Source organism: Streptomyces sp. NBC_00572 (assembly GCF_026341815.1).
In the GTDB taxonomy this organism is placed as follows: Bacteria; Actinomycetota; Actinomycetes; order Streptomycetales; family Streptomycetaceae; genus Streptomyces.
Window position 1 is genome coordinate 5,494,672 of the sequence record NZ_JAPENX010000001.1, and the last position, 26,973, is coordinate 5,521,644.

At 72.9% G+C, this 26,973-nt stretch carries 24 protein-coding genes; 18 read left to right on the plus strand and 6 right to left on the minus strand.

The features are described 5' to 3' along the window. Positions 1-8: 8 nt before the first annotated feature. Positions 9-896 (minus strand): hypothetical protein, encoded by an 888-nt coding sequence (locus OG514_RS25175; RefSeq protein ID WP_266898497.1) that lies wholly within the window; start codon positions 894-896, stop codon positions 9-11. A gap of 71 nt (positions 897-967) precedes the next feature. Beyond that, the gene (locus tag OG514_RS25180; RefSeq protein WP_266898499.1) at positions 968-2,035 is read right to left on the minus strand and encodes a biotin/lipoate A/B protein ligase family protein; all 1,068 of its coding nucleotides are present in this window, start codon (positions 2,033-2,035) and stop codon (positions 968-970) included. A 112-nt stretch (positions 2,036-2,147) separates the two neighbouring features. On the opposite strand from OG514_RS25180, the gene OG514_RS25185 reads away from it, so the two are divergent. From OG514_RS25185 to OG514_RS25230, 10 genes are all read left to right on the plus strand, one after another. Continuing rightward, positions 2,148-2,984 carry an inositol monophosphatase family protein gene (locus tag OG514_RS25185; protein WP_266898501.1) on the plus strand — a complete coding sequence of 279 codons (837 nt, stop codon included), beginning with the start codon at positions 2,148-2,150 and terminating at the stop codon, positions 2,982-2,984. 81 nt (positions 2,985-3,065) lie between these two features. Further along, positions 3,066-4,484 (plus strand): NAD(P)/FAD-dependent oxidoreductase, encoded by a 1,419-nt coding sequence (locus OG514_RS25190; protein ID WP_266900955.1) that lies wholly within the window; start codon positions 3,066-3,068, stop codon positions 4,482-4,484. A gap of 9 nt (positions 4,485-4,493) precedes the next feature. Beyond that, positions 4,494-5,114 (plus strand): L-threonylcarbamoyladenylate synthase, encoded by a 621-nt coding sequence (locus tag OG514_RS25195; protein ID WP_266898503.1) that lies wholly within the window; start codon positions 4,494-4,496, stop codon positions 5,112-5,114. Positions 5,115-5,227: 113 nt separating this feature from the next. Continuing rightward, positions 5,228-5,989 carry a metallophosphoesterase gene (locus OG514_RS25200; RefSeq protein WP_266898505.1) on the plus strand — a complete coding sequence of 254 codons (762 nt, stop codon included), beginning with the start codon at positions 5,228-5,230 and terminating at the stop codon, positions 5,987-5,989. A gap of 103 nt (positions 5,990-6,092) precedes the next feature. Continuing rightward, a complete protein-coding gene (locus OG514_RS25205) occupies positions 6,093-7,577 on the plus strand; it encodes an AlkA N-terminal domain-containing protein (protein ID WP_266898507.1) in 1,485 nt (494 codons plus the stop codon). A 6-nt stretch (positions 7,578-7,583) separates the two neighbouring features. After that, positions 7,584-8,081 (plus strand): methylated-DNA--[protein]-cysteine S-methyltransferase, encoded by a 498-nt coding sequence (locus OG514_RS25210; RefSeq protein WP_266898509.1) that lies wholly within the window; start codon positions 7,584-7,586, stop codon positions 8,079-8,081. Between the two features lie 29 nt (positions 8,082-8,110). Beyond that, positions 8,111-8,314 carry a type II toxin-antitoxin system VapB family antitoxin gene (locus tag OG514_RS25215; protein ID WP_266898511.1) on the plus strand — a complete coding sequence of 68 codons (204 nt, stop codon included), beginning with the start codon at positions 8,111-8,113 and terminating at the stop codon, positions 8,312-8,314. Between the two features lie 171 nt (positions 8,315-8,485). Then, the gene (locus tag OG514_RS25220) at positions 8,486-9,034 is read left to right on the plus strand and encodes a hypothetical protein (RefSeq protein WP_266898513.1); all 549 of its coding nucleotides are present in this window, start codon (positions 8,486-8,488) and stop codon (positions 9,032-9,034) included. Between the two features lie 103 nt (positions 9,035-9,137). Next, positions 9,138-13,331 carry an SGNH/GDSL hydrolase family protein gene (locus tag OG514_RS25225; RefSeq protein WP_266898515.1) on the plus strand — a complete coding sequence of 1,398 codons (4,194 nt, stop codon included), beginning with the start codon at positions 9,138-9,140 and terminating at the stop codon, positions 13,329-13,331. 1 nt (position 13,332) lies between these two features. Then, positions 13,333-13,767 carry a hypothetical protein gene (locus tag OG514_RS25230; RefSeq protein ID WP_266898517.1) on the plus strand — a complete coding sequence of 145 codons (435 nt, stop codon included), beginning with the start codon at positions 13,333-13,335 and terminating at the stop codon, positions 13,765-13,767. 51 nt (positions 13,768-13,818) lie between these two features. On the opposite strand, the gene OG514_RS25235 is transcribed toward OG514_RS25230, so the two are convergent. After that, the gene (locus tag OG514_RS25235) at positions 13,819-14,916 is read right to left on the minus strand and encodes an ADP-ribosylglycohydrolase family protein (RefSeq protein WP_266898519.1); all 1,098 of its coding nucleotides are present in this window, start codon (positions 14,914-14,916) and stop codon (positions 13,819-13,821) included. Positions 14,917-14,968: 52 nt separating this feature from the next. After that, complete coding sequence (locus tag OG514_RS25240) at positions 14,969-16,657, minus strand: BCCT family transporter (protein ID WP_266898521.1); 1,689 nt, start codon at positions 16,655-16,657, stop codon at positions 14,969-14,971. 112 nt (positions 16,658-16,769) lie between these two features. On the opposite strand from OG514_RS25240, the gene OG514_RS25245 reads away from it, so the two are divergent. Then, on the plus strand, positions 16,770-17,921 hold the full coding sequence (locus OG514_RS25245; RefSeq protein WP_266898523.1) for a glycerate kinase: 1,152 nt from the start codon (positions 16,770-16,772) through the stop codon (positions 17,919-17,921). Between the two features lie 191 nt (positions 17,922-18,112). Beyond that, positions 18,113-18,541, plus strand: coding sequence for a pyridoxamine 5'-phosphate oxidase family protein (locus OG514_RS25250; protein WP_266898525.1), 429 nt, complete (start codon positions 18,113-18,115; stop codon positions 18,539-18,541). A 66-nt stretch (positions 18,542-18,607) separates the two neighbouring features. Here OG514_RS25250 and OG514_RS25255 read toward each other — a convergent pair whose 3' ends face one another. Continuing rightward, positions 18,608-19,807 (minus strand): CdaR family transcriptional regulator, encoded by a 1,200-nt coding sequence (locus OG514_RS25255; RefSeq protein WP_266898527.1) that lies wholly within the window; start codon positions 19,805-19,807, stop codon positions 18,608-18,610. 205 nt (positions 19,808-20,012) lie between these two features. Here OG514_RS25255 and OG514_RS25260 point away from each other — a divergent pair, with 205 nt between their 5' ends. Genes OG514_RS25260 through OG514_RS25280 form a run of 5 tightly spaced genes read left to right on the plus strand, consistent with a single transcriptional unit; the run spans position 20,013 to position 25,029 of the window. Beyond that, positions 20,013-20,831: an ABC transporter ATP-binding protein gene (locus OG514_RS25260; RefSeq protein WP_266898529.1), complete on the plus strand. Its 819-nt coding sequence runs from the start codon at positions 20,013-20,015 to the stop codon at positions 20,829-20,831. Beyond that, a complete protein-coding gene (locus OG514_RS25265; protein ID WP_266898531.1) occupies positions 20,828-21,751 on the plus strand; it encodes an ABC transporter ATP-binding protein in 924 nt (307 codons plus the stop codon). Before OG514_RS25260 ends, OG514_RS25265 begins: the two co-directional genes overlap by 4 nt. Then, positions 21,748-22,638 (plus strand): branched-chain amino acid ABC transporter permease, encoded by an 891-nt coding sequence (locus OG514_RS25270; protein WP_266898533.1) that lies wholly within the window; start codon positions 21,748-21,750, stop codon positions 22,636-22,638. Before OG514_RS25265 ends, OG514_RS25270 begins: the two co-directional genes overlap by 4 nt. A 40-nt stretch (positions 22,639-22,678) precedes the next feature. Next, positions 22,679-23,767: a branched-chain amino acid ABC transporter permease gene (locus tag OG514_RS25275; protein WP_266900956.1), complete on the plus strand. Its 1,089-nt coding sequence runs from the start codon at positions 22,679-22,681 to the stop codon at positions 23,765-23,767. Further along, on the plus strand, positions 23,764-25,029 hold the full coding sequence (locus OG514_RS25280; protein ID WP_266898535.1) for an ABC transporter substrate-binding protein: 1,266 nt from the start codon (positions 23,764-23,766) through the stop codon (positions 25,027-25,029). The genes OG514_RS25275 and OG514_RS25280 overlap by 4 nt, the downstream gene beginning before the upstream one ends. 13 nt (positions 25,030-25,042) lie before the next feature. Here the strand turns inward: OG514_RS25280 and OG514_RS25285 are convergent, their stop codons facing one another. Then, a complete protein-coding gene (locus OG514_RS25285) occupies positions 25,043-25,882 on the minus strand; it encodes an NAD(P)-dependent oxidoreductase (protein ID WP_266898537.1) in 840 nt (279 codons plus the stop codon). A 58-nt stretch (positions 25,883-25,940) separates the two neighbouring features. Here OG514_RS25285 and OG514_RS39400 point away from each other — a divergent pair, with 58 nt between their 5' ends. Next, positions 25,941-26,942: a GNAT family N-acetyltransferase gene (locus OG514_RS39400; protein WP_323181602.1), complete on the plus strand. Its 1,002-nt coding sequence runs from the start codon at positions 25,941-25,943 to the stop codon at positions 26,940-26,942. The last annotated feature ends 31 nt before the right edge of the window (positions 26,943-26,973 follow it).

Here is a 26,973-nt window from a genome sequence, read left to right on the forward strand (position 1 = left end):
CTGGTGAGTCAGCGGTCGGCGTCCGGGGCCCAGCCGGGGACGTGCGTCGCCGCTGCCGCGTCCCAGGCGGGGGCACCGCCGGGGAAGGGCCAGGCCCGGGTGAGGTCGTACCCGCTGGTGATCGACGTCAACTCGGCCGCGAGGCGGCGGCTCTGGTGCGCGATCCGCGACGCGGCGAGCGGCCCGTCCAGAGCGGCGACCCGCTTCTCGTACTCCACCACGGCACGGGCGGAGAGGGGCGCCACCCACGGGTTGTCCGCGGACGCCCGCGAAAGGATCAGCACCTCCGGCCGCCCGCCCTCCGCGAGCACCGCCGTCAGGCGGTCGTGACCGTCCAGCACCACGGGGGAGTTGAGTCCGCTGATCCACCAGGCGAACACCGGCGGCAGGACACCCTCCCGGTACTGCCGGCGGTACGCCTTCACCCGCGGCGCCTCCGGGGCCGACAGCGCCCGCAGCGGCAGCAGGTCGCGCGCGTCCTCCACCGGATCGCCGTATCCGAACCAGGTCAGATGCCCCCGGTCCGGATCGTGGGTGAGGAGTTTGGGCCAGTTGACGGTGTTGAACCACCGGTGGACGTCCGGGACCAGCAGCCACTCGCCCGCGTGGAGCGGCCCCTCGGCGGCCCCGCGCAGCTCCACTTCCGCGTGCGCTGCCCAGCGCTTCGACCACTCCGCCGACCCCGGTGGCGCGAACTCCGCGACCGCACGCGCCCGTTCGGCCCGCAGCGGGGCGAACGGGGAGGCGTACCGGCCGGTGCGCGCGTAGTGCAGGCCGTAGTGGGTGGCCCGCTGCCGGGCGAAGAGCACGGGGGTGGCGCCCTGCATCAGCACCAGCCGCCGCCCGTCGGCGCACTCCATCCGCAACCCCGGCTTCGCCGGCCCCTCGACACGCATGCCGCCACCCTACGCAGCGGGCGCGCCCGCCGGGCGCGGGGCCCGGGCGGCGACCTGGGCCCGCGCCGCGGCTACGGCACCCGCCCCGTCCACTCCGTCGTCCCGAACTTCGTCTCCGCGAGCTCCTTCGCCCGTGTCAGCTCGTCCTCCGTGACGTGGCCCTCCGACAGGCCGTACCGGCCCCGGAAGGAGGCGATCATCCGCTCGATCACCGCCTCGCGCGGCAGGCCGGTCTGGCGCCGCAGCGGGTCCACCCGCTTCTTCGCGCTCTTCGTGCCCTTGTCGGAGAGCTTCTCGCGGCCGATCCGCAGCACCTCCGTCATCTTGTCCGCGTCGATGTCGTACGCCATCGTCACGTGGTGCAGCACCGCGCCCTCGCCCGCCACCATCCGCTTCTGCGCCGCGCCCGCGATCTTGCCCGCGTCCGTGGCGATGTCGTTGAGGGGCTGGTACCAGGCCCGGATGCCCATGTCGCCGAGCGCCCCGAGCACCCAGTCGTCGAGGTAGGCGTAGCTGTCGGTGAAGGACAGGCCCTGCACGAGGGCGTCGGGCACGGAGAGCGAGTACGTGATCGTGTTGCCGGGCTCGATGAACATGGCCCCGCCCCCGCTGATCCGGCGCACCACCTGGATGCCGTGCCGCTCGGCGGCCTCCGGGTCGACCTCGTTGCGCAGGGACTGGAAGCTGCCGATGACCACCGCGGGGGCGCCCCACTCCCAGACCCGCAGGGTCGGCGGGCGGTGTCCGGCGGCCACCTCGGCCGTGATGACCTCGTCGAGCGCCATGTGCAGGGCGGGGGACTGCGGCGGCTCGTGGATCAGCTGCCAGTCGTAGTCGGTCCAGTCCGTGGCATGGGCGAGGGCGCGGCGGACCGCGACCCCGATGCCCTCCGTGGTCAGCCCGAACATCTGCGTGCCCGCCGGCAGCGCCGCGTCGATCCGCGCCGCGAGCCCGGCGGCGTCCGTGTCGACGGGCGCGCCCTCCAGGGCACGGTCGATCGCCAGGATCGCCTCGTCCGGCTCCAGGAAGAAGTCGCCCGCCACCCGGACGTTCCGCAGGACCCCGTCCTCGGCGTCGAGGTCGACGACCACCAGCTTCCCGCCGGGAACCTTGTACTCACCGTGGTACGCGCCGTGCACGGAACCCTCCCTGCGTGTAAGGGGTGAACTCGGCCAAAGGGTACTCCCGGGGGAAACGGCGGGTGACAAATGCGCCGGTCCGCTTGTCAGCGCCCCGTGCTTAGCTGGACCCATGAGCGATGAGTTCCTTGACCAAGTCCTCGGCGGCCGGACGACCGAGGTGGAGGAGGCGGTCCGCAAGGCGGCCGCCGCCGAGATCATGCCGCGCTTCCGGCAGCTCGCCGCCGACGACATCGTCGAGAAGAACGGTCCGCACGACCTGGTCACCGTCGCCGACCGGGCCGCCGAGGCCCATCTCACGGCCTCCCTGACCGCCCTGCTCACCGGATCCGTGGTCGTCGGCGAGGAGGCGGTCCACGCCGACCCCGCCGTCTACGACGCCCTGCGCGGCGACGCCCCCGTCTGGATCGTCGACCCCGTCGACGGCACCCGCCAGTTCGTCCACGGCGACCCCGCCTTCTGCACCCTCGTCGCGCTCGCCCAGCACGGCGAGCTGCTCGCCTCCTGGACCTTCGCACCCGCCCTGGACGAGTTCGCCGTGGCCGTCCGCGGCAGGGGTGCCACGCTCAACGGACAGCCGCTGCACGCCGGTTCGCCCGCCCCCGGCGCGGTCCTGGAGGTCGCCACCTCGCACCCCGACTACACCACCCCGGACCAGAAGCGCGCCCTGCTCGGCCTGGTCACCGAGGGCGTCGCCCCCCGCCCGTGCGGCTCCGCGGGGCTGGAGTACCTGGCCGTGGCACGCGGCACGCTGGACGGAACCGCTTTCGGCTGGGAGTACGCCTGGGACCACGCGGCCGGGCTGCTCCTCGTCACCGAGGCGGGCGGCACGCACACGACCCTCGCGGGGGAGCCGTACCGGATCACCGGGGGCAACGCGCTGCCGTTCACCGCGGCCCGGGACGCCGAGACCGCGGAGCGGATCCGGACCCTCCTCGGGGGCCAGTGAGGGCGGCACAACCACCCGCCTATCCTGGGGGCCTTGGCCATCGGCTGACGAAGGAGTCCGAAGGTGTCGAAGAAGACGTCGATGCTCGATGCCGTCGTCGTGGGGGCGGGGCCCAACGGACTGACGGCCGCCGTCGAACTGGCCCGCCGCGGCTTCTCCGTGGCCGTCTTCGAGGCCAAGCCGACCGTCGGCGGCGGCGCCAGGACCCAGGAGCTGACCCTCCCCGGCTTCCGCCACGACCCCTGCTCCGCCGTGCATCCCCTCGGGGCCGGTTCGCCGGTCTTCAAGACGATGCCGCTGAAGCGGTACGGACTGGAGTGGCTCCACGCCGAACTGCCCATGGCCCACCCCTGGGACGACGGCACCGCCGCCGTCCTCTCCCGCTCCGTCGCCGAGACCGCCGCCTCCTTCGGGCCGCGCGACGCGGGCGCGTACCGCAGACTCGTCGCCCCCTACACCGGCAAGTGGGACACCCTCGCCCGGGACTTCATGCAGCTGCCGCTCACCGCGCTGCCCCGCGACCCGGTCACCCTCGCCCGCTTCGGCCTCACCGGACTGCCGCCGTCCACCTGGCTGATGCGCCGCTTCCAGGACGAGAAGGCCCGCGCGCTCTTCGCCGGGCTCGTCGGCCATGTCATGGCCCCGCTCGGCGGCTTCGCCACCGGCGCCGTCGGCCTGGTCTTCGCGCTCGCCGCCCACGCCGGCGGCTGGCCCCTGCCCCGGGGCGGCTCGCAGTCCATCTCCGACGCCCTCACCGCGTACCTCGAGGACCTCGGCGGCGCCGTCCACACCGACTTCGAGGTCAAGCGCCTCGACGACCTGCCGCCGGCCCGCGCCTACGTCTTCGACACCTCACCGACGGCCCTCGCCCGGATCGCCGGCTTCGGCGGCCACTACGACCACTACCGGTACGGCGCGAGCGCCTTCAAGGTCGACTACGCCCTGGACGGCCCCGTGCCGTGGACCGCCCAGGAAGCGCGGCGCGCCGGAACCGTCCAGGTCGGCCCCACCGCGGGGGAGATCGACACCGCGTTGCGCCAGGCCTCCTCCGGCACCGCCCCCGACGCGCCCTTCCTCATCACCGCCCAGCCCAGCCTCGTCGACCCCTCCCGCGCCCCCGAGGGCAAGCACGTCTTCTGGGCGTACGGCCATGTGCCCAACGGCTGGAACGGCGACCTCACCGAGGCGATCGAGCGTCAGATCGAGCGCTTCGCCCCCGGCTTCCGCGACCGCGTCCTGGCCCGCGCCACCGCCGGACCGCCCGAACTCGCCGCCCACAACGCCAACTACGTCGGCGGCGACATCGCCTGCGGCGCGGCCCGCGGCCTCCAGCTCCTGCTGCGCCCCACCCTCTCGCTCCGCCCCTACGCCACACCGCACCCGGCGGTCTTCCTCTGCTCCTCCGCCACCCCTCCCGGCCCCGGCGTACACGGCATGTCCGGCCACAACGCGGCGAAGGCGGTCTGGCGTCGGCTGCGCGCCACCGCCGGCGAAAATTAGACTGTCCCCATGGCGAAGTACTTCGACGTGCACCCCGACAACCCCCAGCCGCGCACCATCGGCACGGTGGCCGACAGCATCCGGAACGGTGCGCTCGTCGCGTACCCGACCGATTCCTGCTACGCGCTGGGCAGCCGACTCGGAAGCAAGGACGGCATCAGCCGCATCCGGGCGATCCGCGACCTCGACGACCGGCATCACTTCACACTCATGTGCCAGAACTTCGCCCAGCTGGGCCAGCTCGTGCACATCGACAACGACGTCTTCCGTGCGGTCAAGGCCGCCACCCCCGGCGCGTACACCTTCATCCTCCCGGCGACGAAGGAGGTACCGCGCGCGATGCTCCACCCCAAGAAGAAGACGGTCGGCGTCCGCATCCCCGACCACGTCGTCACCCAGGCCCTGCTCGCCGAACTCGGCGAGCCGCTGCTCTCCAGCACCCTGCTGCTGCCCGACGAGGCCGAGCCGCTGACCGTGGGCTGGGAGATCAAGGAACGGCTCGACCACCTGGTGGACGCCGTCCTCGACTCCGGCGACTGCGGCACCGAACCCACCACGGTCGTCGACTTCTCCAGCGGCGAGCCCGAGGTCCTGCGCCGCGGGGCGGGGGACACCGCGCGCTTCGAGTAGCGGACGCGCCGGGAGCAGGCCACCGCTCGCGAAGCGGCCCTTACGGCACGGACCGTGATCATCGTACGGTCGGCCGGGCACCCGCCCACCGACCGTACGGAGGACCGAGTCACGTGATCGTCATCGCCCATGTCAGCGACATCCATGTCGACCTGGAGCAGCGCAGCGCCGACCGCACCCGCGCGGTCATGCGTTACCTGGAGGACCTGCCGTACGACCTGGCGGCCGTGCTCGTCACCGGGGACATCGCCGACCACGCGACCCCGGACGAATACGCCGTCGTGCGGGAGCTGCTGACCTCCCGTCACCCGCTGCTCGTCTGCCCGGGGAACCACGACGACCGTGCCGCCCTCCGGAAGGTCCTCCTCCCCGAGACGACCGGAACGCGCCCGTACGCCCCCGTCAACCAGGTGCTCCGGGGCGAGGGCTTCGTGGTCGCCCTCTGCGACTCCTCCGTCCCCGGCAAGGACGAGGGCTTCCTGGAGGACGAGACGATCGAGTGGTTGGACGGGGTCCTCGCCGCCACGCCGCGCGAGGTGCCCGTCCTCGTCGGCTTCCACCACCCGCCCGTCCCGCTGCACACCCCGTACGTGGACGAGATCCGACAGTTCGGCGAGGAGCGGCTCGCCGCGCTCGCCGACCGGCACCCCCACCTCACGGCCTTCCTCGCGGGCCACGCCCACACCGCCGCGGCCACGACCTTCGCCGGGCGCCCGCTGCTCGTCGCCCCGGGCGTCGTCTCCTCGATCCGGCTGCCCTGGGAGCGCCCGGTGACGCATCCGCACGTCCACTTCGACCAGCCGCCGGCGCTCGCCTTCCACGTCGTCGGCGAGGACGGCAGGGTCACCACCCATTACCGGACCGTCACGGTCTGAGCACACCGGACGGTCCGAGCGCGCCCGGCCACGACCACGGCCGTCCGACGGCCATGTCGTTTTCTCGCCAGCCCGGGAGCCGTCCGTCCCCGATTCTGGACTCATGCACACCGACACCGAGCGCTGCGTCCGGGCCGTCCAGTCGAAGGACGCCCGTTTCGACGGCGTGTTCTTCACCGCCGTCCGCACCACCCGGATCTACTGCCGGCCCAGCTGCCCGGTCGTCCCGCCCAAGCCCGAGAACATGGAGTTCCACGCCAGCGCCGCCTCATGCCAGCGCGCCGGATTCCGGGCCTGCAAGCGGTGTCGCCCCGACACCAGCCCCGGTTCGCCGGAGTGGAACGTCCGTGCCGACGCCGTCGCCCGGGCCGTGCGGCTCATCCAGGACGGCGTCGTCGACCGGGAGGGCGTTCCCGGGCTCGCCCGGCGGCTCGGCTGGTCCACCCGCCAGATCGAACGCCAGCTCCTCGCCGAGCTGGGCGCGGGCCCGCTGGCCCTGGCCCGCGCCCAGCGCGCCCAGACCGCCCGGGTCCTCATCGAGACGACCTCGATGCCCCTGGGCGAGATCGCCTTCGCGGCCGGCTTCTCCGCCATCCGCACCTTCAACGACACCGTCCGCGAGGTCTTCGCGCTCACCCCCGGCGAGCTGCGCGCCCGCGCCGCCCGCCCGGCCACCGACCGGGCCCCCACCCCGGGCGTGATCAGCCTCAGGCTGCCGTTCCGCACCCCACTGGAGCCCTCCAACCTCTTCGGCCACCTCGCCGCGACCGCCGTCCCCGGCGTCGAGGAGTGGCGCGACGGCGCCTACCGGCGGACCCTGAGCCTCCCGTACGGGCACGGCATCGTCGCCCTCGCGCCCCGCGCCGACCACATCGCCTGCCGCCTCTCCCTCACCGACCCCCGCGACCTCACCCACGCCATCAGCCGATGCCGCCGCCTCCTCGACCTCGACGCCGATCCCGTCGCCGTCGACGAGCGGCTGCGCGCCGATCCGCTGCTCGCGCCGATCGTCGACGCGGCGCCGGGCCGCCGGGTGCCCGGGACCGTCGACCCCGCGGAGTTCGCCGTACGGGCCGTCCTCGGCCAGCAGGTCTCCACCGCCGCGGCCAGAACCCACGCCGCGCGGCTCGTCACCGCGCACGGCACCCCCGTCGACGACCCCGAGGGCGGCCTCACCCACCTCTTCCCGAGCCCCGCGGCGCTCGCCGCCCTCGACCCCGAGACGCTCGCCCTGCCCCGCAGCCGGCGCACCACCCTCCTCACCCTGGTCGGGGCGCTTGCCGACGGCTCCCTCACCCTCGGTCCCGCCGACGACCGCGAGGAGGCCCGCGCCCGGCTGCTCGCGCTGCCCGGGTTCGGCCCCTGGACCACCGAGATCATCGCCATGCGGGCCCTCGGCGACCCCGACGCCTTCCTCCCCGGCGACCTGGGCGTCCGCCGCGCCGCCGAAGGACTCGGCCTGCCCGGCACCCCGGCCGCCCTCACCGCCCGCGTGGCGCACTGGCGCCCCTGGCGCGCGTACGCCGTCCAGTACCTCTGGGCGACCGACGACCACCCGATCAACCACCTGCCCAGCGAAGGACACTGAACCGCCATGGCCCCCACCGTCCGGCACACCGTCGTGGACAGCCCGTACGAGCCGCTGACCCTCGTCGCCGTCGACGGCGTCCTCAGCCGCGTCCACATGACGGGGCAGCGTCATCGTCCGCCCGAGGAGACCTTCGGCGAGCCCGACCCGCGCCCCTTCGGCGAGGCGATCCGCCAGCTCGACGCCTACTTCACGGGCGAACTCACCGAGTTCGACCTCCCCTTGCACCTCGTCGGCACCGAGTTCCAGCTCCGGGTCTGGGGTGAGCTGTGCCGCATCCCGTACGGGGAGACCCGTACGTACGGCGAACTCGCCGAGCTGCTCGGGAATCCAGGTGCCTCCCGTGCCGTGGGCCTCGCCAACGGCAAGAATCCGGTCAGCGTCATCGTCCCCTGCCACCGGGTGGTCGGAGCGGGCGGCGGCCTCACCGGTTACGGGGGCGGCCTCGACCGCAAACAGCGGCTGCTCGCCTTCGAGTCGGGGCGCGACGCCACCCTCTTCTGACGGGGCGCCTCCCGGTGTAGGTTCCGGGCATGGCCAAGGTCAACATCGCGCTCGACGCCGAACTCATCGTGGAAGTCATGGTCCTGGCCGGCATCGGCAACCCCCAGGACGCCGTCGAGGCGGTCGTCCGTGACTACATCGCCCGTGGACACCGCACGGAGGCGCGAGCCGTCAGCCGCGACGAGGCCGAGCGCACCGGCGGGATCGTTCCGCCGGAGCCTCCGCAGGGCTGAGTACCCGCGGGGCTGCGGCCGTTGACCTGTCGACGTTCTCCCGGCCTGATTCCTTCCGTAAATTCCCTGCCGTCCCGACCATGATCGAAGTAGTGTGCGACCCGCCCGCGTGTGGCATGCGCATGTCGGGCCTATGTGGACGAAAAGTTCGGCAACAGGAGAGAACTCACCATGCGCGTCAAGAGAACCGCCCGACTCGGGGCGTCCGTCGCCGCCTTCGCGATGGGCGTGCTGTGTCTGGCAGCACCCCAGGCCCAGGCCACCGGCTCCGCGGCGACGGCCGCCGCCACCGTCGCACCGGACTGCCAGGGGATGTGCGTACTCGGCGTACGCGCCGCCACCCACCCGGAGTTCGACCGCTTCGTCATCGACCTGGGCGAGGGCGCCATCCCCACCTGGACGACGAGCGTCCAGACGACCCCGCTGACCTGCTGCGGCGACGAGACCAACGAGCACGTCGTCCCGATCCAGGGTGCGCAGTACCTGAAGATCTATCTCTCCCCGGCGACCCGCTACGACTTCGCCAACCAGACGTCGGTGTACACCAGCCCGGACTTCCAGACGTACGGCTTCCCCAGCCTCAAGGGCCAGGGCCTGACCGACATCGTCGACCCCGAGGCGCGCGCGTTCCACATCGGACTGGCCCTCGGCGACCACTCCTCGTACCGGATCTTCAAGCTCACCGCCCCGAACCGCATCGTGGTCGACATCAACCACTGAGGTTCACGCACCACCGGCTGTGTCCCGCACCATCCTCCCCTTGTGTAAAGGACAGAACCTCGTGCAACCTCGCATACGTCCGTCAGGACGTAGTGGATCGACCATGTCCGGCGGCTCCGCCGGACGCGGTCGCACACGTCTGACGGCGGCCCGTTTCACCACGGCCGCCGCGACCACCGCGCTCCTCGTGGGCCTCCTCCCCGGCCTCGCCCTGGCCGCCGACACACCGCCGCCCGGCGCCGCCGCCGGCTGGTCGGCGCAGACGAAGACGAAGCCCGGCGGCACGGGGACCCCCGACCGGGTTCCCGCCGCCGATCGCGCGAAGACCATCGGCTCCGGGTACCGCACGTCCAAGGACAGGGCGTGGACCACGTCCGGGGACGCCCAGGGCTTCCACGTCCTGGTCGCCGACGCCAAGGACGGCTACGCCTGGAAGACGGCCGCCACCCTCTACGAGCCCGGCTTCGACGCCGACGCCTGGATCGGCAACGCCTGTCTGACCCGCTCCGGCAAGCGGGCCGTGGTGGCGTACGCGCCCCGCACCTTCACCAACAAGCCCGAGCTGATGGCCCGCGGCGCCTTCACGGCCGTCGTGGACCTGACCACCGGCAAGGTCACCAAGCTGGCGAGCACCGCCTCGCTCGCCTACTTCTCCCCGGGCTGCGGCACCGGCGAGAAGGCCGTCCTCACCCAGCTCACCCACGACGGCGAGAAGCAGAACGCCACCCGCCTGATCAGCGTCGACACCGCCACCGGCAAGAGCTCCGCGCCGCTGCGCCTCGACGGCCAGGTCACCTCCGCGGTCCCCACCGACCAGGGCATCGTCGCCGCCCACGGCACCCGCCTGGTCCGCATCGGCACCGACGGACGCGAGACGGAGATCGCCCGCACGGCCTCGATCCCCTTCCAGCTCCGCCCCGACCGCTCCGGCGGCGTCACCTACATCGAGCGCCTTCCTCAGGCGTCCGGTGCCAAGTCCGCCGGGGCCAAGTCCGCCGGCACGCAGGCCACTTCGGCGACCGCCGACGAGAGCGTGGCCCGCCGCGTCGACGCCCGGCAGATCCGTCAGGGCAAGGCCGCCCCGGCGACCCTCGCGCGCGGCCCGCTCGTCGGCTGGGACCTGTCCTCCGCCGCCGACGGCACGGTGTACGTCACCGGAAAGGCCGCGACCCAGGGCACGCTGCCCGAGGCGGTGAAGAACCCCGGCACACTCGCCAAGGACGACCGCATGTCCACCCTCGGCGACGCCGCCGTGGGGACCTCCTGGGCTCCCGGGTCCGACGCGCCGCTCGCCTCCCAGGAGACGGCTGACGAGCCCCGCTCCGTGCGCACCCGGCTGAGCGTCCTCGACACCGGCGCGAAGGTGACCCTGGAGACCGAGCCCGGTGCCGAGCCCGTGGCGCCGCAGCAGGTCGCGGCCGGCGGCGAGACCTCGCCCGCCCTGCGGGTCGCCCCGGCGACCTCCGCCACCGCGTCGGGCGCCAAGGCCGGGTCCGCCAAGACGGCGGCCGGGGCCAAGGCCTCCGCGGCGACGACCTCCGCCCTCGCCGCAGCGGCCGCTTCGCCCAACGACCCGGTGGAGGCCGAGCGCATGTGCGCCGTGCCCCGCGGTGACGTGAAGAAGCAGGCCCTGCAGCCGACGCCCCGCCAGGCCGAGTGGGCCGTGGACCAGGCCGTGATCGACGGCCTGTACATGTGGGCGAACCGCCCCGCCAACTGGAACAACACCGGGATGTCCCCGTACAGCCCGCAGGTGCTCTTCCCGCTGCCCGTCCTGGAGGGTGACCCGAACGGCGTGGTCGATCGCGCCGACGAGTACCACATCCCGGCGCAGATCCTGCTCGGTGTGACCGCGCAGGAGTCCAACATGTGGCAGGCCGCCCGGACCGTGGTCCCGGGTGTGTCGGGCAACCCGCTCATCGGCAACTACTACGGCATCGCGTACTCCGCGAGCGGCAACCAGGCCGACCCCTGGGCCGTCAACTGGGCCAAGGCCGACTGCGGTTACGGCATCACGCAGGTCACCGACGGCATGCGAGTGTCCGACACCCAGCTGTCGCTCAAGCAGAAGGAGGCCGCGGCGCTCGACTACTCGGCGAACATCGCGTACGGCGCGCAGATCCTCGCCTCCAAGTGGAACGAGACCCGGATCGCCGGCATGACCGTCAACGGCGGCAAGCCGAAGTACATCGAGAACTGGTTCTTCGCCCTGTGGGCCTACAACTCGGGCTTCCACCCGCAGTCCGCGGCCGGCAGCAACGGCGGCAAGTGGGGCGTGGGCTGGACCAACAACCCGGCCAACCCGCTGTGGAAGGAGAACCGTCTGCCGTTCCTGGAGTCCTCCTCCGGCGGAGACGACTACTCGCACGCCGCGCGCCCGCAGGAATGGCCGTACCAGGAGAAGGTCATCGGCTGGGCGGCCCGCCCGATCTCGGCGCTGTTCAAGCCGGGTGACATGCAGGCCGGTTACCGCGCCGCGTGGTGGAACAACAACCCGGCCCGCACCCGGGCGAAGCCCCCGAACATGCTGTTCTGCACCGCGTCCAACGACTGCGACCAGAGCAAGATCGTCGACGGCGCCTCCAACAAGACCGGCATGGGCCCGTGCACCCTGCCCGGCGACCCCGACGAGAGCAACCCGCTCTACCTGAAGTGCTGGTGGCACGAGGCGGTCACGTGGAAGAACTGCGAGGCGGCCGCCGAGTGCGGCAACCCCGTCCACCGCTTCAACAACAGTGACTATCCCGAACAGCCGAACGAGAACTCCTCGTACCCGCCGCGGTGTTCCTCCGGTCTGCCGTCCGGCACCTTCATCGTGGACGACGTCGCCAACGGCGTGACACCCATGGGGCAAACGGGACACACCTGCGGCGTCAGCAACTCCGCCGGAAGCTTCGGCTTCACCTTCACCGACTCCAACGGCACCTACCCCGGCAAGATCGACCTGCACCAGATCGGCGCCGGCTACGGCGACCACTTCTGGTTCACCCACACCCGCAAGGCGTCCGACACCGACGGCGCACGCCTGAAGACCACCGGCACCTGGACCCTGGGCCGCACCCTGGACCAGTGGGTCCGCGTCATGGTGCACGTCCCCGACCACGGCGCCCACACCCAGCAGGCCAAGTACGAGATCGACACCGGCAGCGGCTCCTTCACCCGAAGCCGCACCTTGGGCCAGGAGTACAAGGCCAACACCTGGGTCTCGCTCGGCGTCTACAAGGTCTCCGGCACCCCGCGCGTGCGGCTCGCCAGCACCACGCTCGACGGCACCGGCGACGCGGACGTGGCCTGGGACGCCGTCGGCTTCCAGCCGCTGGCCGCCAAGCCGAAGCACATCGTCGCGGTCCTGGGCGACTCCTTCACCTCCGGTGAGGGCGCCGGTTCCTACTCCGTGGAGAGCAACAAGGACCACGGCACCAGCGAGTGGAACGCCTGCCGGCGCAGCTCCAACGCGTGGGCACGCAAGCTCGTCCTGCCCGGCACCACCGAGTCGCTCGGCGCCATCGCCGACACCCGGGGCTCGGCCGCCGAGCTGGGCTTCGTCGCCTGCTCGGGCGCGATGACGAAGAACGTCGCCTACGTGCCGAGCGGGAACAGCCCGCAGAACCACGGCGAGGGCCAGTTCGGTGAGGTTCGCCAGGTCGACTCGGGTGTGCTGAGTGCCGACACGACCCTGGTCATGCTGACCCTCGGCGGCAACGACGAGGGCGGCTTCGCCACCGCCATGCAGGAGTGCGGCAGCCTCTCCGACTGCAGCAAGGACTCCGGCTTCCTGCCGAAGTACAAGGCGATCGTCGACCGCATGATCGCGGACCTCCGGTACGTCGTGGACGACATCTCGGGCAAGGCCCAGAACGCGCAGATCATGCTCATGGGCTACCCGGAGCTGCTCAGCCGTACGGTGAAGTGCGCCGGTTCGCTGTACTACGACATGCCGGAGGTCAACGCCCTGGCGCAGCTCGTCAACTACGCCGACGACCAGCAGAAGGCGATGGCCGACGGTCTGCGTGCGACCGGCATGAAGATCGAGTACGCCAACCCGGTCGGCGCGTTCGTCGGCCACAGCGGCTGCGACGACCCCGAGTGGATCAACAAGTTCGTCCTCGGCCCCAACGGCGACGGCGACTTCCACCTGGGTGACCCGGCGGCCGTCCCGGCCTCCTGCCTGTGGGGAGCCATGGGCGGCAGCTGCATCAGCCGCGAGTCCTTCCACCCCAAGAGCGCCGGTACCACTGGTTACGCTGACGTCATGCGGCAGCGGTTGAGCGCCATCGGTTACGCCGGAACCCCCTGACGTGTCAGGAGATCCCGGCCGACGCACCCGCCTGCCCGCGGGCGGGTGCGTCTGGGCCTTCCTCGGCGCGCTGTTCCTGGTGGTCGTCGGCCTGCTGCTGGCGTCCGTCATGGTGACGGGGTTCTTCGACCGTCCCGAGGAACCGCCCAAGAAGGACCTCGGTACGGCGTCCGGGGCAGAGGTGACCCGGCTCAAGCTGCAGGACGCGGCCGCCGACGGCACGCTGGGGTCCGAGGAGATCGCAGGGGCCGCCGGCGCGGGCCGGTGGCACCGGGTGATCTCGGACACCGAGATCCGGATCACCGTCACCTACCCGGACCGCCCGAGCGCACCGGGGGACTGCTATCGCTTCGTCGTCCCGCTCCCGCTCGACCAGGACACCCGCGTGGCGCTGCCGCCGCGGGGCGAGGGATGTGAGGGAACGGGCGAGAAGTGAGCCCGGAAGGGCCGGCCGGAGTCTCTCCGGTCGGCCCTTTCCGTGCCACCGTCATCCCGGCTGCTCGGCCAACCGCACCGTCCGCTCCGCCAGTTCACCGATGCCCACCCCGTCGAAACCGAAGACGGCACTGCGCACCCGGTCCCGCAGCGGCTCCGACCACTGCGGCGGGATGGCCGCCGCCCCGCACATCACCCCCGCCACCGAACCGGCCGTCGCCCCGTTGGAGTCCGTGTCCAGGCCCCCGCGTACGGTCAGCGTGATCGTGCGGGTGAAGTCCCCGTCCCCGTACAGGAGTCCGGCGGTGAGCACGGCCGCGTTGGGGACGGTGTGGATCCAGCCGAGCCCCGCCGTCCGCTCCGCCTGCGTGGTCAGGGTGTCCGGCCACTCCAGCCCCGCCTCGTACAGCGCGATCGTGTCCCGTACGGTCCGGGCCAGCCGGCAGCTCGCGGGGATCCGCTCCAGGGACGACTCCAGGGCGGACCCGACGTCCGGCGCGGTGAAGGCCGCCGCGATCAGCGCCGCCGCCCACATCGCCCCGTACACCCCGTTCCCGGAGTGCGAGAGGACCGCGTCCCGCCGCGCCAGCGAGGCGGCCCGGCGCGGATCCCCCGGACTGGTCCAGCCATGGACGTCGGCCCGGATCAGCGCACCGATCCACTCCTGGTACGGATTGTCGTACGTGGCGGTCAGCGGCGGCCGCAGCCCGTTGGCGAGGTTCCGGTACGCGGCCCGCTCGGCGGTGAAGGTCTGGAGGTACGGCAGCCGCAGCAGCCACTCCCGGCCCACCTGCTCCGTCGTGAAGCCGGAGCCGTACGTCTCCAGAAGGTGCAGCCCCAGGATCGACCAGTCGATGTCGTCGTCCCGGCAACTGCCCTCGATCCCGCCGCGCACGCACCGCTCCCACTCGGGGCGCAGCTCGAAACCGGCGGCGCCGGGGGGCGGGGGCGGCAGGTAGTCGGTGAGCGGGAGCGCGTCGGTCAGTCGCAGATAGGCGTCGATGCGGTCCCGGGTCCAGTGGTCACCCTGCTCCACGGGCTTTCCGAGCATGTTGCCGGCGATCCGGCCGGTCCAGCCGCCCAGGACGCGGTCCGCGAGCTCCCCGTGGGCGAGTTCCGGGTGGGGGCGTTCCCCGTGCGTGAGGCCCATACCTCCGGTCTACCGAATCCGGCGCCCGGCCGCGCGCCGAAGGCCCTACCGGTCAGCCCTCGCTCTCCGGCGGCTCCGGGTCGGTGCGGCCCTTCGCCGGCCGGCCCGGCCGGTGGTGGCGGGTCCCGTCCTGTTCCGTCATCGCCTCGCCGACCAGGGTCCGCACCGCGTCCTTGAGGCCGTGCAGGGCGTGGTGCCGGGCCGGGCCCGCGCCCGGGTCCTCCCGCAGCTCCTTCAGGAGCGCCCAGCACAGCACCAGCATCACGACCACGAACGGCAGCGCCACCAGGATCGTGGCGGTCTGGAGCGAGCTCAGACCGCCCACCACGAGCAGCACGGCCGCCACGGCGGCCATCAGGACTCCCCAGGACACCACGAGCCAGGTCGGCGGGTTCAGTGAACCGCGACTCGTCAGCGAACCCATGACCAGGGAGGCCGAGTCCGCGCTGGTGATGAAGTACGTCATCACCAGGATCATCGCGATGACCGAGGTGACCGTGCCGATCGGCAGCGCCTCCAGCATCGCGAACAGCGAGGCCTCCGCCCCGTCCTTCACCGCCGTCGCCAGATCCGCCGCGCCCGTGGACTGCAGCCGGATCGCCGTACCGCCCATCACGCAGAACCACACCACCGTCGCCCCGGACGGCACGAGCAGCACGCCGACCAGGAACTCCCGGATCGTCCGGCCGCGCGAGATCCGGGCGATGAAGGTGCCGACGAAGGGCGCCCACGACAGCCACCACGCCCAGTAGAAGATCGTCCACGCCCCCAGCCACTTGCGGTCGGTGAACGCGCCCGTACGGCTCGCCATCGGCAGCAGCTGGTGCAGATAGCCGCCGACCGAGGCCGGGATCGTGTCCAGGATGTAGACGGTCGGGCCGAGGAGGAAGACGAACAGCATCAGACAGGCCGCGAGGACGATGTTGATCGTGGACAGCCACTTCACGCCCTTGTGGAGGCCCGAGAAGGCCGAAAGGACGAAGGCCGCGGACAGCGACACGATGATGATCAGCTGGGTGGACGTGGAGTTCTCCACGTCCATGGTCAGATGCAGCCCCTCGGCGACCTGGAGGGCGCCGAGGCCCAGGCTCGTCGCCGTGCCGAACACCGTCGCGAACACCGCGAGCAGATCGATCGCCTTGCCGGGCCAGGACTTCGCCCGGCGCGCCCCGATCAGCGGCACGAACGCCGAGCTCAGCCGGTTCCCGCGGCCCTTGCGGAAGCCCGCGTACGCCAGGGCGAGCCCCGCGATGCCGTAGATCGCCCACGGGGTCAGCGTCCAGTGGAAGAACGAGTACTCCAAGGCCGTACGGGCCGCCGGACCGGTCCCCGCCGGGACGCCGGTCGCCGGGGGAGGGGCCAGGAAGTGTGTGAGCGGCTCCCCGACCCCGTAGAACATCAGCCCGATGCCCATGCCGGCGCTGAACATCATCGCGATCCACGCCAGATCGGTGAACTCGGGCTCCGAGTCGTCCGGGCCCAGCCGGATCCGGCCGTACCGGCTCAGCGCGATCACCACGCACAGCACCAGGAAGGTGTCCGCGGCGACCACGAACAGCCAGGCGAAATTGTCGAGCACCCACCGCAGGGCCGAGGACGAGGCGCTGTCGAAGGAGTCCTCACCGAGGGCCGCCCAGCCGACGACCGCCACCACCGCCGCCATCCCGATCCCGATGATCTTGCCGTCGGGTGTGGGCGTGTCCTGCTGGGATGGGGTCCGTTCGGCCGGTTCCGTACTCATGTGACCCCACTATGGTGCGAAATATGCGTCTATCTGGGGGTGGCACGCCGTCCGGCCGTACGGATAGGGTCGGCCTCGGCGCGACTGCACGTTCGAAAGCAAGGGATGCAAGGTGACGGACGGGGCAGCAACTCAGGTCGCTCACGTGCTCGTGGCGGCCGACAAGTTCAAGGGCTCGCTCACGGCCGTACAGGTCGCGGAGCGGGTCACAGCAGGACTGCGACGGGTCGTCCCGGAGCTCACGGTGGAGACGCTGCCCGTCGCGGACGGCGGCGACGGCACCGTCGCGGCAGCCGTCGCGGCCGGATTCGAACGCCGCGAGGTCCAGGTGACGGGACCGCTCGGCGAACCGGTCACCGCGGCCTTCGCGCTGCGCGACACCACCGCGGTCGTCGAGATGGCGGAGGCCTCCGGCCTCCAGCTCCTCCCGCCCGGCGTGTTCGCCCCGCTGACCTCGACCACCTACGGCTCCGGTGAGCTGCTCCGCGCCGCACTCGACGCCGGCGCGACCACCGTCGTCTTCGGCGTCGGCGGCAGCGCCACCACCGACGGCGGCGCCGGCATGCTCGCCGCCCTCGGCGCCCGTTTCCTCGACGCGTCCGGCGCGCCCGTGGGGCCCGGCGGCGCGGCCCTCGCCGACCTCGCCACGGCCGACCTCACCGGCCTCGACCCCCGCTTCGCCACGGTCGACCTGATCCTGGCCAGCGACGTCGACAACCCGCTCACCGGCCCCAAGGGCGCCCCCGCCGTCTACGGGCCGCAGAAGGGCGCCACCCCGGACGACGTACGCACCCTGGACGCGGCGCTCGCCCACTTCGCCACCGTCCTGGAGAAGGCCATCGGCCCCAAGGCGGCCGAGGCGGCCCTCGCCCCCGGCGCCGGCGGCGCGGGCGGCATCGGCTACGGCGCGCTCATCCTGGGCGCGAGCTTCCGCCCCGGCATCGAGCTGATGCTGGAGGTGCTCGGCTTCGCCCCCGCCCTGGAGCGCGCGACCCTGGTCATCACCGGCGAGGGCTCCCTCGACGAGCAGACCCTCCACGGCAAGGCCCCGGCGGGCGTCGCCGCGGCGGCCCGCGCCGCCGGCAAGGAGGTCGTCGCGGTCTGCGGCCGTCTGGCCCTGCCTCCCGAGGCCCTCGGCAAGGCGGGCATCCGCCGCGCGTACCCCCTCGCGGCGCTGGAGCCGGACCCGGCGAAGTCCATGCCGAACGCCGGCCCGCTCCTGGAAGAGGTTTCGGCGGATATCGCCCGAGACTTCCTGACGTAGTGCCTGCTGGTTCCTCATGCACGTGGCCTCCCCCGGACTCGGTCCGGGGGAGGCCACGTGCATGAGGGGTCGAGGTGTCGACGGGCAGGGCCATAAGTGAGACCGAAATCGATAGTCTGCAACAAAACTATCTGCTACGGTCTTCCTTGTTGCCCCGCCCCGACCAGCCCCGACCAGCGAAAGGCCGTCCCATGAGTGTGCAGACCGCCACCGAGACCACCCAGAACGACGGCCCGGCCCCCAGGGTGCTCTCCGACCAGGAGCTCTCCCGACTGCTGAGCCGACAGCAGTTCGGTGTACTCGCGAGCGTCAGGAGCACCGGCCACCCGCACCTGTCGACCATCCTCTACGACTGGAACGCCGAGGAGCGCGTCCTGCGGGTCTCCTCCACCGCCGACCGCCTCAAGGTCCGCCAGTTGCGCCGCGACCCGCACGCCTCGCTGCACGTCAGCGGCCCGGACGTCTGGTCGTTCGCCGTGGCGGAGGGCGAGGCGGAGATCGTGGACCCGGCCGACCGGGCGGCCCCCGGCGAGCAGCCGCTGCCCGACCGGCGCGTGACCATCCTGATCCGGGTCTCCCGCCTGTACGGGACCGCCCTGGACATCCCCGCCCAGGACTGAGGAACCAGTGCGTACCCCGGCTCGCGGAAGGACCGGCCACCCGGGGCGGGGAGGGGAACCGCCCGGCTACCCCGACGCCGTCAGCCGGAACGCGTCCAGGGCCAGCGTCATCTCCGTCAGGTCCCGCGGCCGGGACAACGACCGTGCCGTCAGCTGCTCAAGGCGTCGCAGCCGGTTGAACACCGTGTTCCGGTGGCAGTACAGCCGGCCCGCCGCCCGCCCCGCCGACCCCTCGCACTCCAACCACGCGTCCAGCGTCTCCAGGAGCACCGCCCGGTCCGCCGGGTCCAGTTCGAGCAGGCCCCCCAGGACGTCCGAGACCAGCAGGCTCGCCACCTCCGGCTGACCCACCACCAGCGCGCCCGCCATCCGCCGGTCGAGCCGTACGATCTCGCGGCTGCCCGGCGGACACGTCCGCAGCGCCAGCTCCGCGAGCCGCCGCGCCCGGCCCAGCTCGGTCAGCCCCACCACCACCGGACTGATCCCGCCCGGGCCCGGGCACCGCCCGTCCAGGAGTTCCGACAGCGCGTCCAGACCGGTGTCCCCGGCCAGCGCCACCACCCCCAGCTCGCAGTCGGCCCCCATCCGCCACAGGAACCGCACCCCCTCGCCCTGCACCTGCCGGTGGAACGGCTCCCGCTCCTCCCGCCGGTCGTAGCGCAGCACCACCACCGCGTACCGCCCCTGCTCCGGCAGGTCCAGGCCCGCCGCCGCCCGCGCAATCAGCTCGGGCGAGCGCTGGCCCTGGAGCAGCGCGTCCAGGAGCGCCTGGAGCTGCTCGTCCGTGCGGCGGCGCAGTTCGAGCTCCGTCGTCCGGTACGCCTCCGACGCCGTGTCCGCCTGCGCGTCCACCGCCGACCACACCGTCGTCGCCGACTGCATCAGCGCCGCGAGCTGCGCCGTGTCCGCCCCCGCGCCCTCGATCAGCGCGTCCCAGACCAGGTGCCCGGCATGCCGGTAGGCGTGCACCACCAGTTCGAGGGGCATGCCCTGCGCCGCCCGCCGCCGGCCCATCTCGTCCGCGTGCTCCAGGTCCCGCCGGGGGGAGCTACGGGGCGCCGAGATCATCTCGATCCCGATCCGCATCGCCTCCTCGGCCTCCTGCCAGTGCCGGTCGTACGGCAGGATCCGCCCGTAGGCGGGCTCGTACGCGTGGAGTTCCCTCAGATGCTCGTCCACCAGCTCCGGCACCCGCTCCAGAAGCGCCGTGCACGCCTGCGCGAGCACCTTCCAGTCGTCACCGGTCCGCCGTCTGCGCCGTCCCATGCCCGGAGGATCCACCGCCCCGGCCCCCGCCGCACAGCCCTGACGCGCAGCGTTGTGCGCATGCACAGCCCTTCGGCGCGCCCGCTGGTCACCGGCAGCGATTCGGCCGCGGGCCGTGGACGCGCGGTCCGGCGCGGTGTTGGGGTGAGCGCCATCGAACGGCCGAGTAACAAGAAGCGGCCGGGAAAACCGGAAAAGGGGAGCCATGGGAGGTACCGCACCCGCCCTTGAGGTGACGGACCTGACGGCGGGATACGGACCGGTACGCGCGTTGCGGCAGGTGTCGCTGACCGTACCGGCGGGCGAGATCGTCACCGTCCTCGGAGGCAACGGAGCCGGCAAGTCGACGCTGCTGCGGGCGGTCTCGCGCACCCTGCGGTTCCACGGCGGCGCCGTGGTCTCCGGCACGGTGCGCCGCGACGGCCGGCCGCTCGACGGGCTGCCGCCCGACCGCGTCGTCGCGGCCGGCGTCTCCCAAGTGCCCGAGGGCCGCCAGGTCTTCGCCCGGATGACGGTCGAGGACAACCTGCGCGCCGGAGCGCTCGGCAGGCGCGGCGGCCGGACGGCGAAGGCCGCCGCGCTCCGCCGGGTCCACGAGCTCTTCCCGGTCCTCGCGGAGCGCGCCCGCCAGCCCGCGGGGCTGCTCTCCGGCGGCGAACAGCAGATGCTGGCCGTCGGCCGCGCCCTGATGGCCGGACCGGGCCTGCTCCTGCTCGACGAACCCTCGCTCGGGCTCGCCCCGCTGATGGCGGCCCGGATCGCGGACGCCGTCCGGGAGATCAACGTCCAAGGCACGGCGGTGCTCCTCGTCGAGCAGAACGCGGCGCTCGCGCTGCGGCTCGCCTCCCGCGCGTACGTCCTGGAGGTCGGCGAGGTCACCCTCTCCGGCCCGGCCGCCGAACTCGCCGCCTCCGACGAGGTACGCCGCCGCTATCTGGGCGTGGTCGACGAGGACGCCGCCGCCGACGCGGCCCGCGCCCGTGCCACGCACCCGGTCCTGTCCCGCTGGGAGGAACCCCGATGACAGCACGGCCGACACCGCACCAGCCCCCGGGACCCGAGCCGGAGCCCGGACCCGACGGCCCCACGGCCCCCGGCCCACAAGCAGCGACCACCCCCGGCGCCCCCGGCCCCCAAGCAGCAACCACCCCCGGCGCCCCCGGCCCCGCCACACCACTCGCTCTCGAAGTCCGCGACCTCACCGTCCGCTTCGCCGGCCTCACCGCCCTCGACAGCGTCGGCTTCACCGTCCGGCCCGGCACCGTGCACGCCCTCATCGGGCCCAACGGCGCCGGGAAGTCCACCTGTTTCAACGTCCTCTCCGGCGTCTACCGCGCCACCGAGGGCTCCGTACACCTCGGCCCGCACGAGCTGACCGCGCTACCCCCGCACCGGATCGCGGACCTCGGCGTCGGCCGTATCTTCCAGAACCTGGCCCTGCCGCCCCGCGCCACCGTCGAGGACAGCCTGATGCTCGGCCGCCACCGGCTGACCCGTACCGGCTTCGTCGCCGCCGGACTCCGGCTCCCCTCCGCCGCCCGCGAGGAGGCGCGCCACCGCGCCCGGGTCCGGGAGATCGCCGCCTTCGTCGGCCTGGAGCAGCAGCTCGGGCGGCCGGCGGGCTCCCTCCCGTACGGGCAGCAGAAGCTCGCCGAACTGGCCCGCGCCCTCTGCATGGAGCCGAAGCTCCTGCTGCTCGACGAGCCCGTCGCCGGCATGACCGCGGACGAGCGGCGCCGTACCGCCTCGGTCATCGCCGGGGTCCGCGACAGCCTCGGCATCTCGGTGCTCCTCGTCGAGCACGACATGGGCCTGGTGATGCGGCTCGCCGACTCCGTCACCGTCCTCGACTTCGGCCGCCGGATCGCCGACGGGGCACCCGCCGACGTCCAGAACGACCCGGCGGTCGTCCGCGCCTACCTCGGAGAGGAGTCCGCCGCGTGAGCACCTTCGCCGAGTTCCTGATCAACGGCATCTCACTGGGCTCGATCTACGCCCTCATCGCCCTCGGCTTCGTGGTCATCTTCCGGGCCACCGAGGTCGTCAACTTCGCCCACGCCTCCCTCCTCCTGGCCGGCGGCTACGTGACCGCCGTCCTCCACGACGAGATCGGCTTCTGGCCCGCCCTGCTCGCCGGCATCGCCGGCGCGGCGGTGGTCGGCGCGGCCGTCGAGTTCTTCGTGATGCGCCGCCACAGGGGCGGCGACCACAGCGTCCTCGCCATCGTCACCATCGGCGTCGACATCCTGCTCGCCACCGAGCTGACCCGCCGGATCGGCACCGACATCCTCGCCCTCGGCGACCCCTGGGGCGACGCCGTCGTCACCGTCGGCGGGGTCACCATCGCGGAGACCCGGATCGCCGCCCTGCTCGCCGCGGCCCTCCTCATCACCGCCTTCCTGCTGGCCTTCCGGTACACCTCCTGGGGCGTCGCCATGCGGGCCGCCGCCGAGAACCAGGAGACAGCCGCCCTCATGGGCATCCGGCTGGGCCGGGTCTCGATCGGCGCCTGGGCGGTCGCCGGCGGTCTCGCCGCCGTCGCCGCACTCTTCCTGACCGTCTTCCCGACCCCGGGCCTGGAGCGGGCGACCTCGCTCGCCGCGCTCAAGGCCTTCCCCGCCGCCATCCTCGGCGGCCTCGACTCCACCACGGGCGCCCTCGTCGGCGGCCTCCTCGTCGGCATCACCGAGTCCCTCGCCACCGGCTACCAGAGCGACCTGGCGTTCCTCGGCCGGGGGATCGGCGACCTCGCCCCCTATCTCGTCATGGTCGCGGTGCTCCTGATCCGCCCGGCCGGACTCTTCGGCACGAAGGAGCTCGCCCGTGTCTGAGACCCTCGCCCGGGGCGGCCTGCGGGTCCGCACCCCGGCGCTGTACGGAGGGGCCGCCGCCGGCCTCGTCCTCCTCGTCCTGCCCTTCTACCTCGACCGGTTCTGGCTCCAGGCCGGACTGTTCGCGATGGCCGCCGCCCTCGGCGCGATCGGCATCAACCTGCTGACCGGCGCCACCGGCCAACTCTCCATGGGACACGCCTTCTTCCTCGCCGTCGGCGCCTACGGCTACTGCGCCTTCGCCGGGGACGGCACCGACGGACTCGCCGGGCTCGGCCTGCCCGGCTGGCTCGCCGCCGTCCTGGCGGTCGCCCTCGCGGGCCTGACGGGCGGGGTGTTCAGCCCCATCGCGGGTCGGCTGCGCGGCGCGTACCTCGGCATCGCCACCCTCGCGCTGATCTTCATCGGCCAGCACGTGCTCTTCAACGCCCATGACCTCACCGGCGGTTACAACGGCCGCGCGGTCCCGCCGCTCTCCCTCTTCGGCCTCACCTTCGACGACACCGAACTCCTCGTCGCGCAGGTGCCGTTCGGGGCGGTGGAGAAGCTCTGGTACCTCGGACTGATCCTGCTCCTCGGCGGGGTGCTCTTCGCCCGGGGCGTCCTGAAGGGCCGCCCCGGACGCGCGATGAACGCCATCCGCGACCACCGGATCGCCGCCGGCGTCATGGGCATCCCCGTCGCCCGCTACCGCGCCGCCGTCTTCGTCCTGTCCTCCATGTACGCGGGCCTCGCCGGCGTCCTGCTCGCCCTGGTCTTCCAGCGCACGGTGCCGGAGTACTTCGGCATGGCGCTCTCCCTCGAATACCTGGCGATGATCGTCATCGGCGGCCTCGGCTCGGTCGCGGGCGCGGTGGCCGGAGGCGTCTTCGTCTCCCTCCTGCCCCAGCTCCTCAACCGCTACAGCGACGCGCTCCCGCTGGTCTCCGCCCCGGGAACGGGCGGCATCGCACCGGGGGAGGCCGCGCGCTACCTGTACGGCACCGCCGTCGTCGCGGTGGTGCTCTTCCTACCCGGAGGCCTGGCCCGGCTCGCGGCCCGAAGGCCCGGGAAACCCGGAAGCGGCAAGAGTTCCAAGAACCCCACGCACACCCCTACCACCACCGAACCCTCAGGGGAGACACGATGACCCACAGACGACAGGCCGTGCGGGGCCTGGCCGCCGCGCTCGCCGCACTGGTCGCCCTCACCGCCGCCGGATGCAGCTCCAAGGCGAAGACCGGAGACGGCAAGCAGACCGGCGCGGGCGGGGTGAAGACCGGCGAGGGCGTCACCGACAAGGTGATCTCGCTCGGCGCGCTCACCGACATGACCGGCGTGTACGCCACCCTCGGCAAGAGCGTCACCCAGGCCCAGCAGCTGTACGTGAAGCAGGTCAACGCCGCCGGCGGGATCTGCGGCCGGCAGCTGGAGCTGACCGTCCGCGACCACGGCTACGACCCTCAGAAGGCCCTGGCCGCCTATACCGAACTGGAGCCGAAGGTCGTCGGCTACACCCAGTTCATCGGTTCCCCGTTCGTCGCCGCCGTCAAGCCCCGGGTCGACATCACGGACAAGGGCCTCGTCCTTCCGCAGGCCTGGTCGGCCTCGCTGCTGGGCTCCCCGTACATCCGCGTCCTGGGGGCCACGTACGACGTCGAGACGATCAACGCCGTCGACTTCCTCGTGACGGAGAAGGGCCTGAAGTCGGGCGACAAGCTCGGCCACGTCTACTTCGAGGGCGACTACGGCGAGAACGCCCTCAAGGGGTCGAAGTACGCGGCGGAGAAGGCGGGACTGACCGTCGTCGAGCAGAAGATCAAGCCCACCGACAACGACATGTCGGCGCAGGTCGCGGCGCTCAAGCAGGCCGGGGTCAAGGGCATCGTCATCAGCGCGGGCCCCCGCCAGGCCGCCTCCCTCGTCGGGGTCGCCGCCGCCACCGGCCTCAAGGTGCCCGTCATCGGCAACAACTCCGCCTTCGCCCCGCAGCTCCTCGGCACCCAGGCCGGTCCCGCCCTGGAGAAGATGTACTGGTTCGCCTCCCCGAGCCTCCCCATCGGCGCGGACACCCCGACCGCGAAGAAGCTCGTCGCCGACTACAAGGCCGCCTACCCGAGCGACTCCCTCGACAACGGCATCGTCGCCGGCTGGACCGCGGCGAGCGTCTTCGGCGAGGCCCTGAAGAAGGCCTGCGAGAGCAAGGACCTCACCCGCGACGGTGTCGACAAGGCGCTCCTGACACTGACGTCCTACGACGCCGGCTTCGGGATGAGCCACAACCTCGGCGACCCCAAGGCCCCGTCGTCCCGGGAGTCCGTCATCATCCAGCCGGACAAGAAGGTCCCCGGCGGCATGCGCACCGTCCGTCAGCCGTTCGTCGCCGACGCCGCGAAGTCCTACACCCCGTAACGGGTCGGCCGGATCAGCCCGGGTCCCGGTCCGCGAAGCCCGTCCGCCAGGACGGGTGGGCCGGGGCCCAGCCCAGCGCACGGGCCCGCGCGTTCACCGCTCCCCGCCCCCACGGCACCCGGCCCTCGCTCCGCGCCGGGGCCGGGACGCCCAGGGCCTCCGCGAGGACCGGCAGCCAGGCGTGCCCGGGCGCGGGCTCGTCGTCCACCACGTTGTACGCGCCCGAGGGCCACGCGAGGGCCCGTACGGCCGCCTCGGCGGCGTCGGCGACGTGCACGAAGGAACTCACCGAACCGTCGGCCGCCGTGCTGCCGAGGAACCGGGCCGCCGGGTCCCCGGCGAGCGCGGCGGCCACCGCGCCACCCGGCGCGTACCAGGTGCCGGGGCCGTACAGGATCCCGTACCGCAGGACCACCGCCTCGGGCAGTTCGGCCACGGCGGACTCCAGGGCGCGCACCCCGGCGACGATCCGCGACCGGGGCACCCCCTCCGTGGGATCGAGCGGTACGGACTCGTCGGCGGGCGCGTCCCCCGGGGCGTACGCCCAGCTGATCGACTGCGCGACGATCCGGCCGACGCCGGCCGCGCGCGCCGCGTCCACCAGGTTTCGGGTGCCCTCGACCCGTACCCGGTTGTTCGCGGCCCCGTCCGCCGCCCCGAGATCCGTGAGCTGGTGGACCACCGCGTCCGGCGCCGCCTCGGCCACCGCCCGGTGCACCGCCCCGGCGTCCAGCACGTCCACGGGGTTCGGCCCGCGCCGGGACAGACCCACGACCTCGTGGCCGGCCGCCTCCAGGCGCGGCACGAGCTGACGACCTACGGCGCCCGTGGCGCCCGCTACCAGTACACGCATGGCCCCAGCGTAAAAGATCTTCACGTTCCCGAAACATCGCGGTGTGAAGCTCGGGCCCATGACTGCACGCATCGAGGAGAACCGCTCCCACCCACGCCTCCCTGACCTGCTGGCCGCCTACCACCTGGTCAACCAGGCCGAGAAGGGGACGGCGGTGGAGGCGGTCGCCCAGCTCCCCGCCGTATACCGCGCAGAGGTCGAGGACCCGGCCGGCGCCTTCGCCGCCGACACGGTCCTGCTCGCCACCCCGCCCGGCGACGACCTCCCGGCCGGCTGCGTCGTCCTCAAGGCCCCGTACGGGGGCCGGGCGCCCGAGATCAAGCGGCTCTGGGTGGCGCCCGAGGCCCGCCGCAAGGGGATCGCGAAGGCCCTCATGACCGCGGCCCTGCGCCGCGCGGCGGTCTCCGGCGCCGCCGCCGTACGCCTCACCGTCTGGAACTGGCGGGAGGAGCCACTGGCTCTCTACCGCGCTCTGGGCTTCGAGACGGTCGCCTCCTGGGACGAGCGGCCCGACCTGCTGTGCCTGGAGAAGCCGGTCGACGTCATCGAGCGCCTCACCCCCGACGCCGTACGGGCGCACGCCTCCGCCGGTCTCGCCGCGCTCCTCGTCGACGCCGTGGACTCCGGCGCCTCCGTCGGATTCCTGGCGCCCCTCGCGGCCACCGAGGCCGCCGCCTGGTGGTACCGCGTCGCCGAGGAGGCGGCCGAGGGCGCCCGGGACGTCTGGGCGGCCCAGGGCCCCGACGGGACCCTCACCGGCGTCGTCACCCTCGTCCGCGGGGGCACGGCCAACGGCAGGCACCGCGGCGAGATCGCCCGCCTCCTGGTGCACCGCTCGGCCCGCGGCGGAGGCCTCGGCCACCGGCTGCTCGCCACGGCCGAGGCCCACGCCACCGCCACCGGCCTCAGCCTGCTCGTCCTGGACACCCAGACCGACAGCCCGGCCGAGCGCCTCTACCGGGGCACGGGCTGGACGGCCGCGGGCACGATCCCGGACTTCGCCGCCGACCCGGCGGGCGTCCTGCGCGCGACCACGCTCTACTACAAGCGCCTCGGCTAGTCCGCGGGAACGGAAGGGGCCCCGGAGGCGA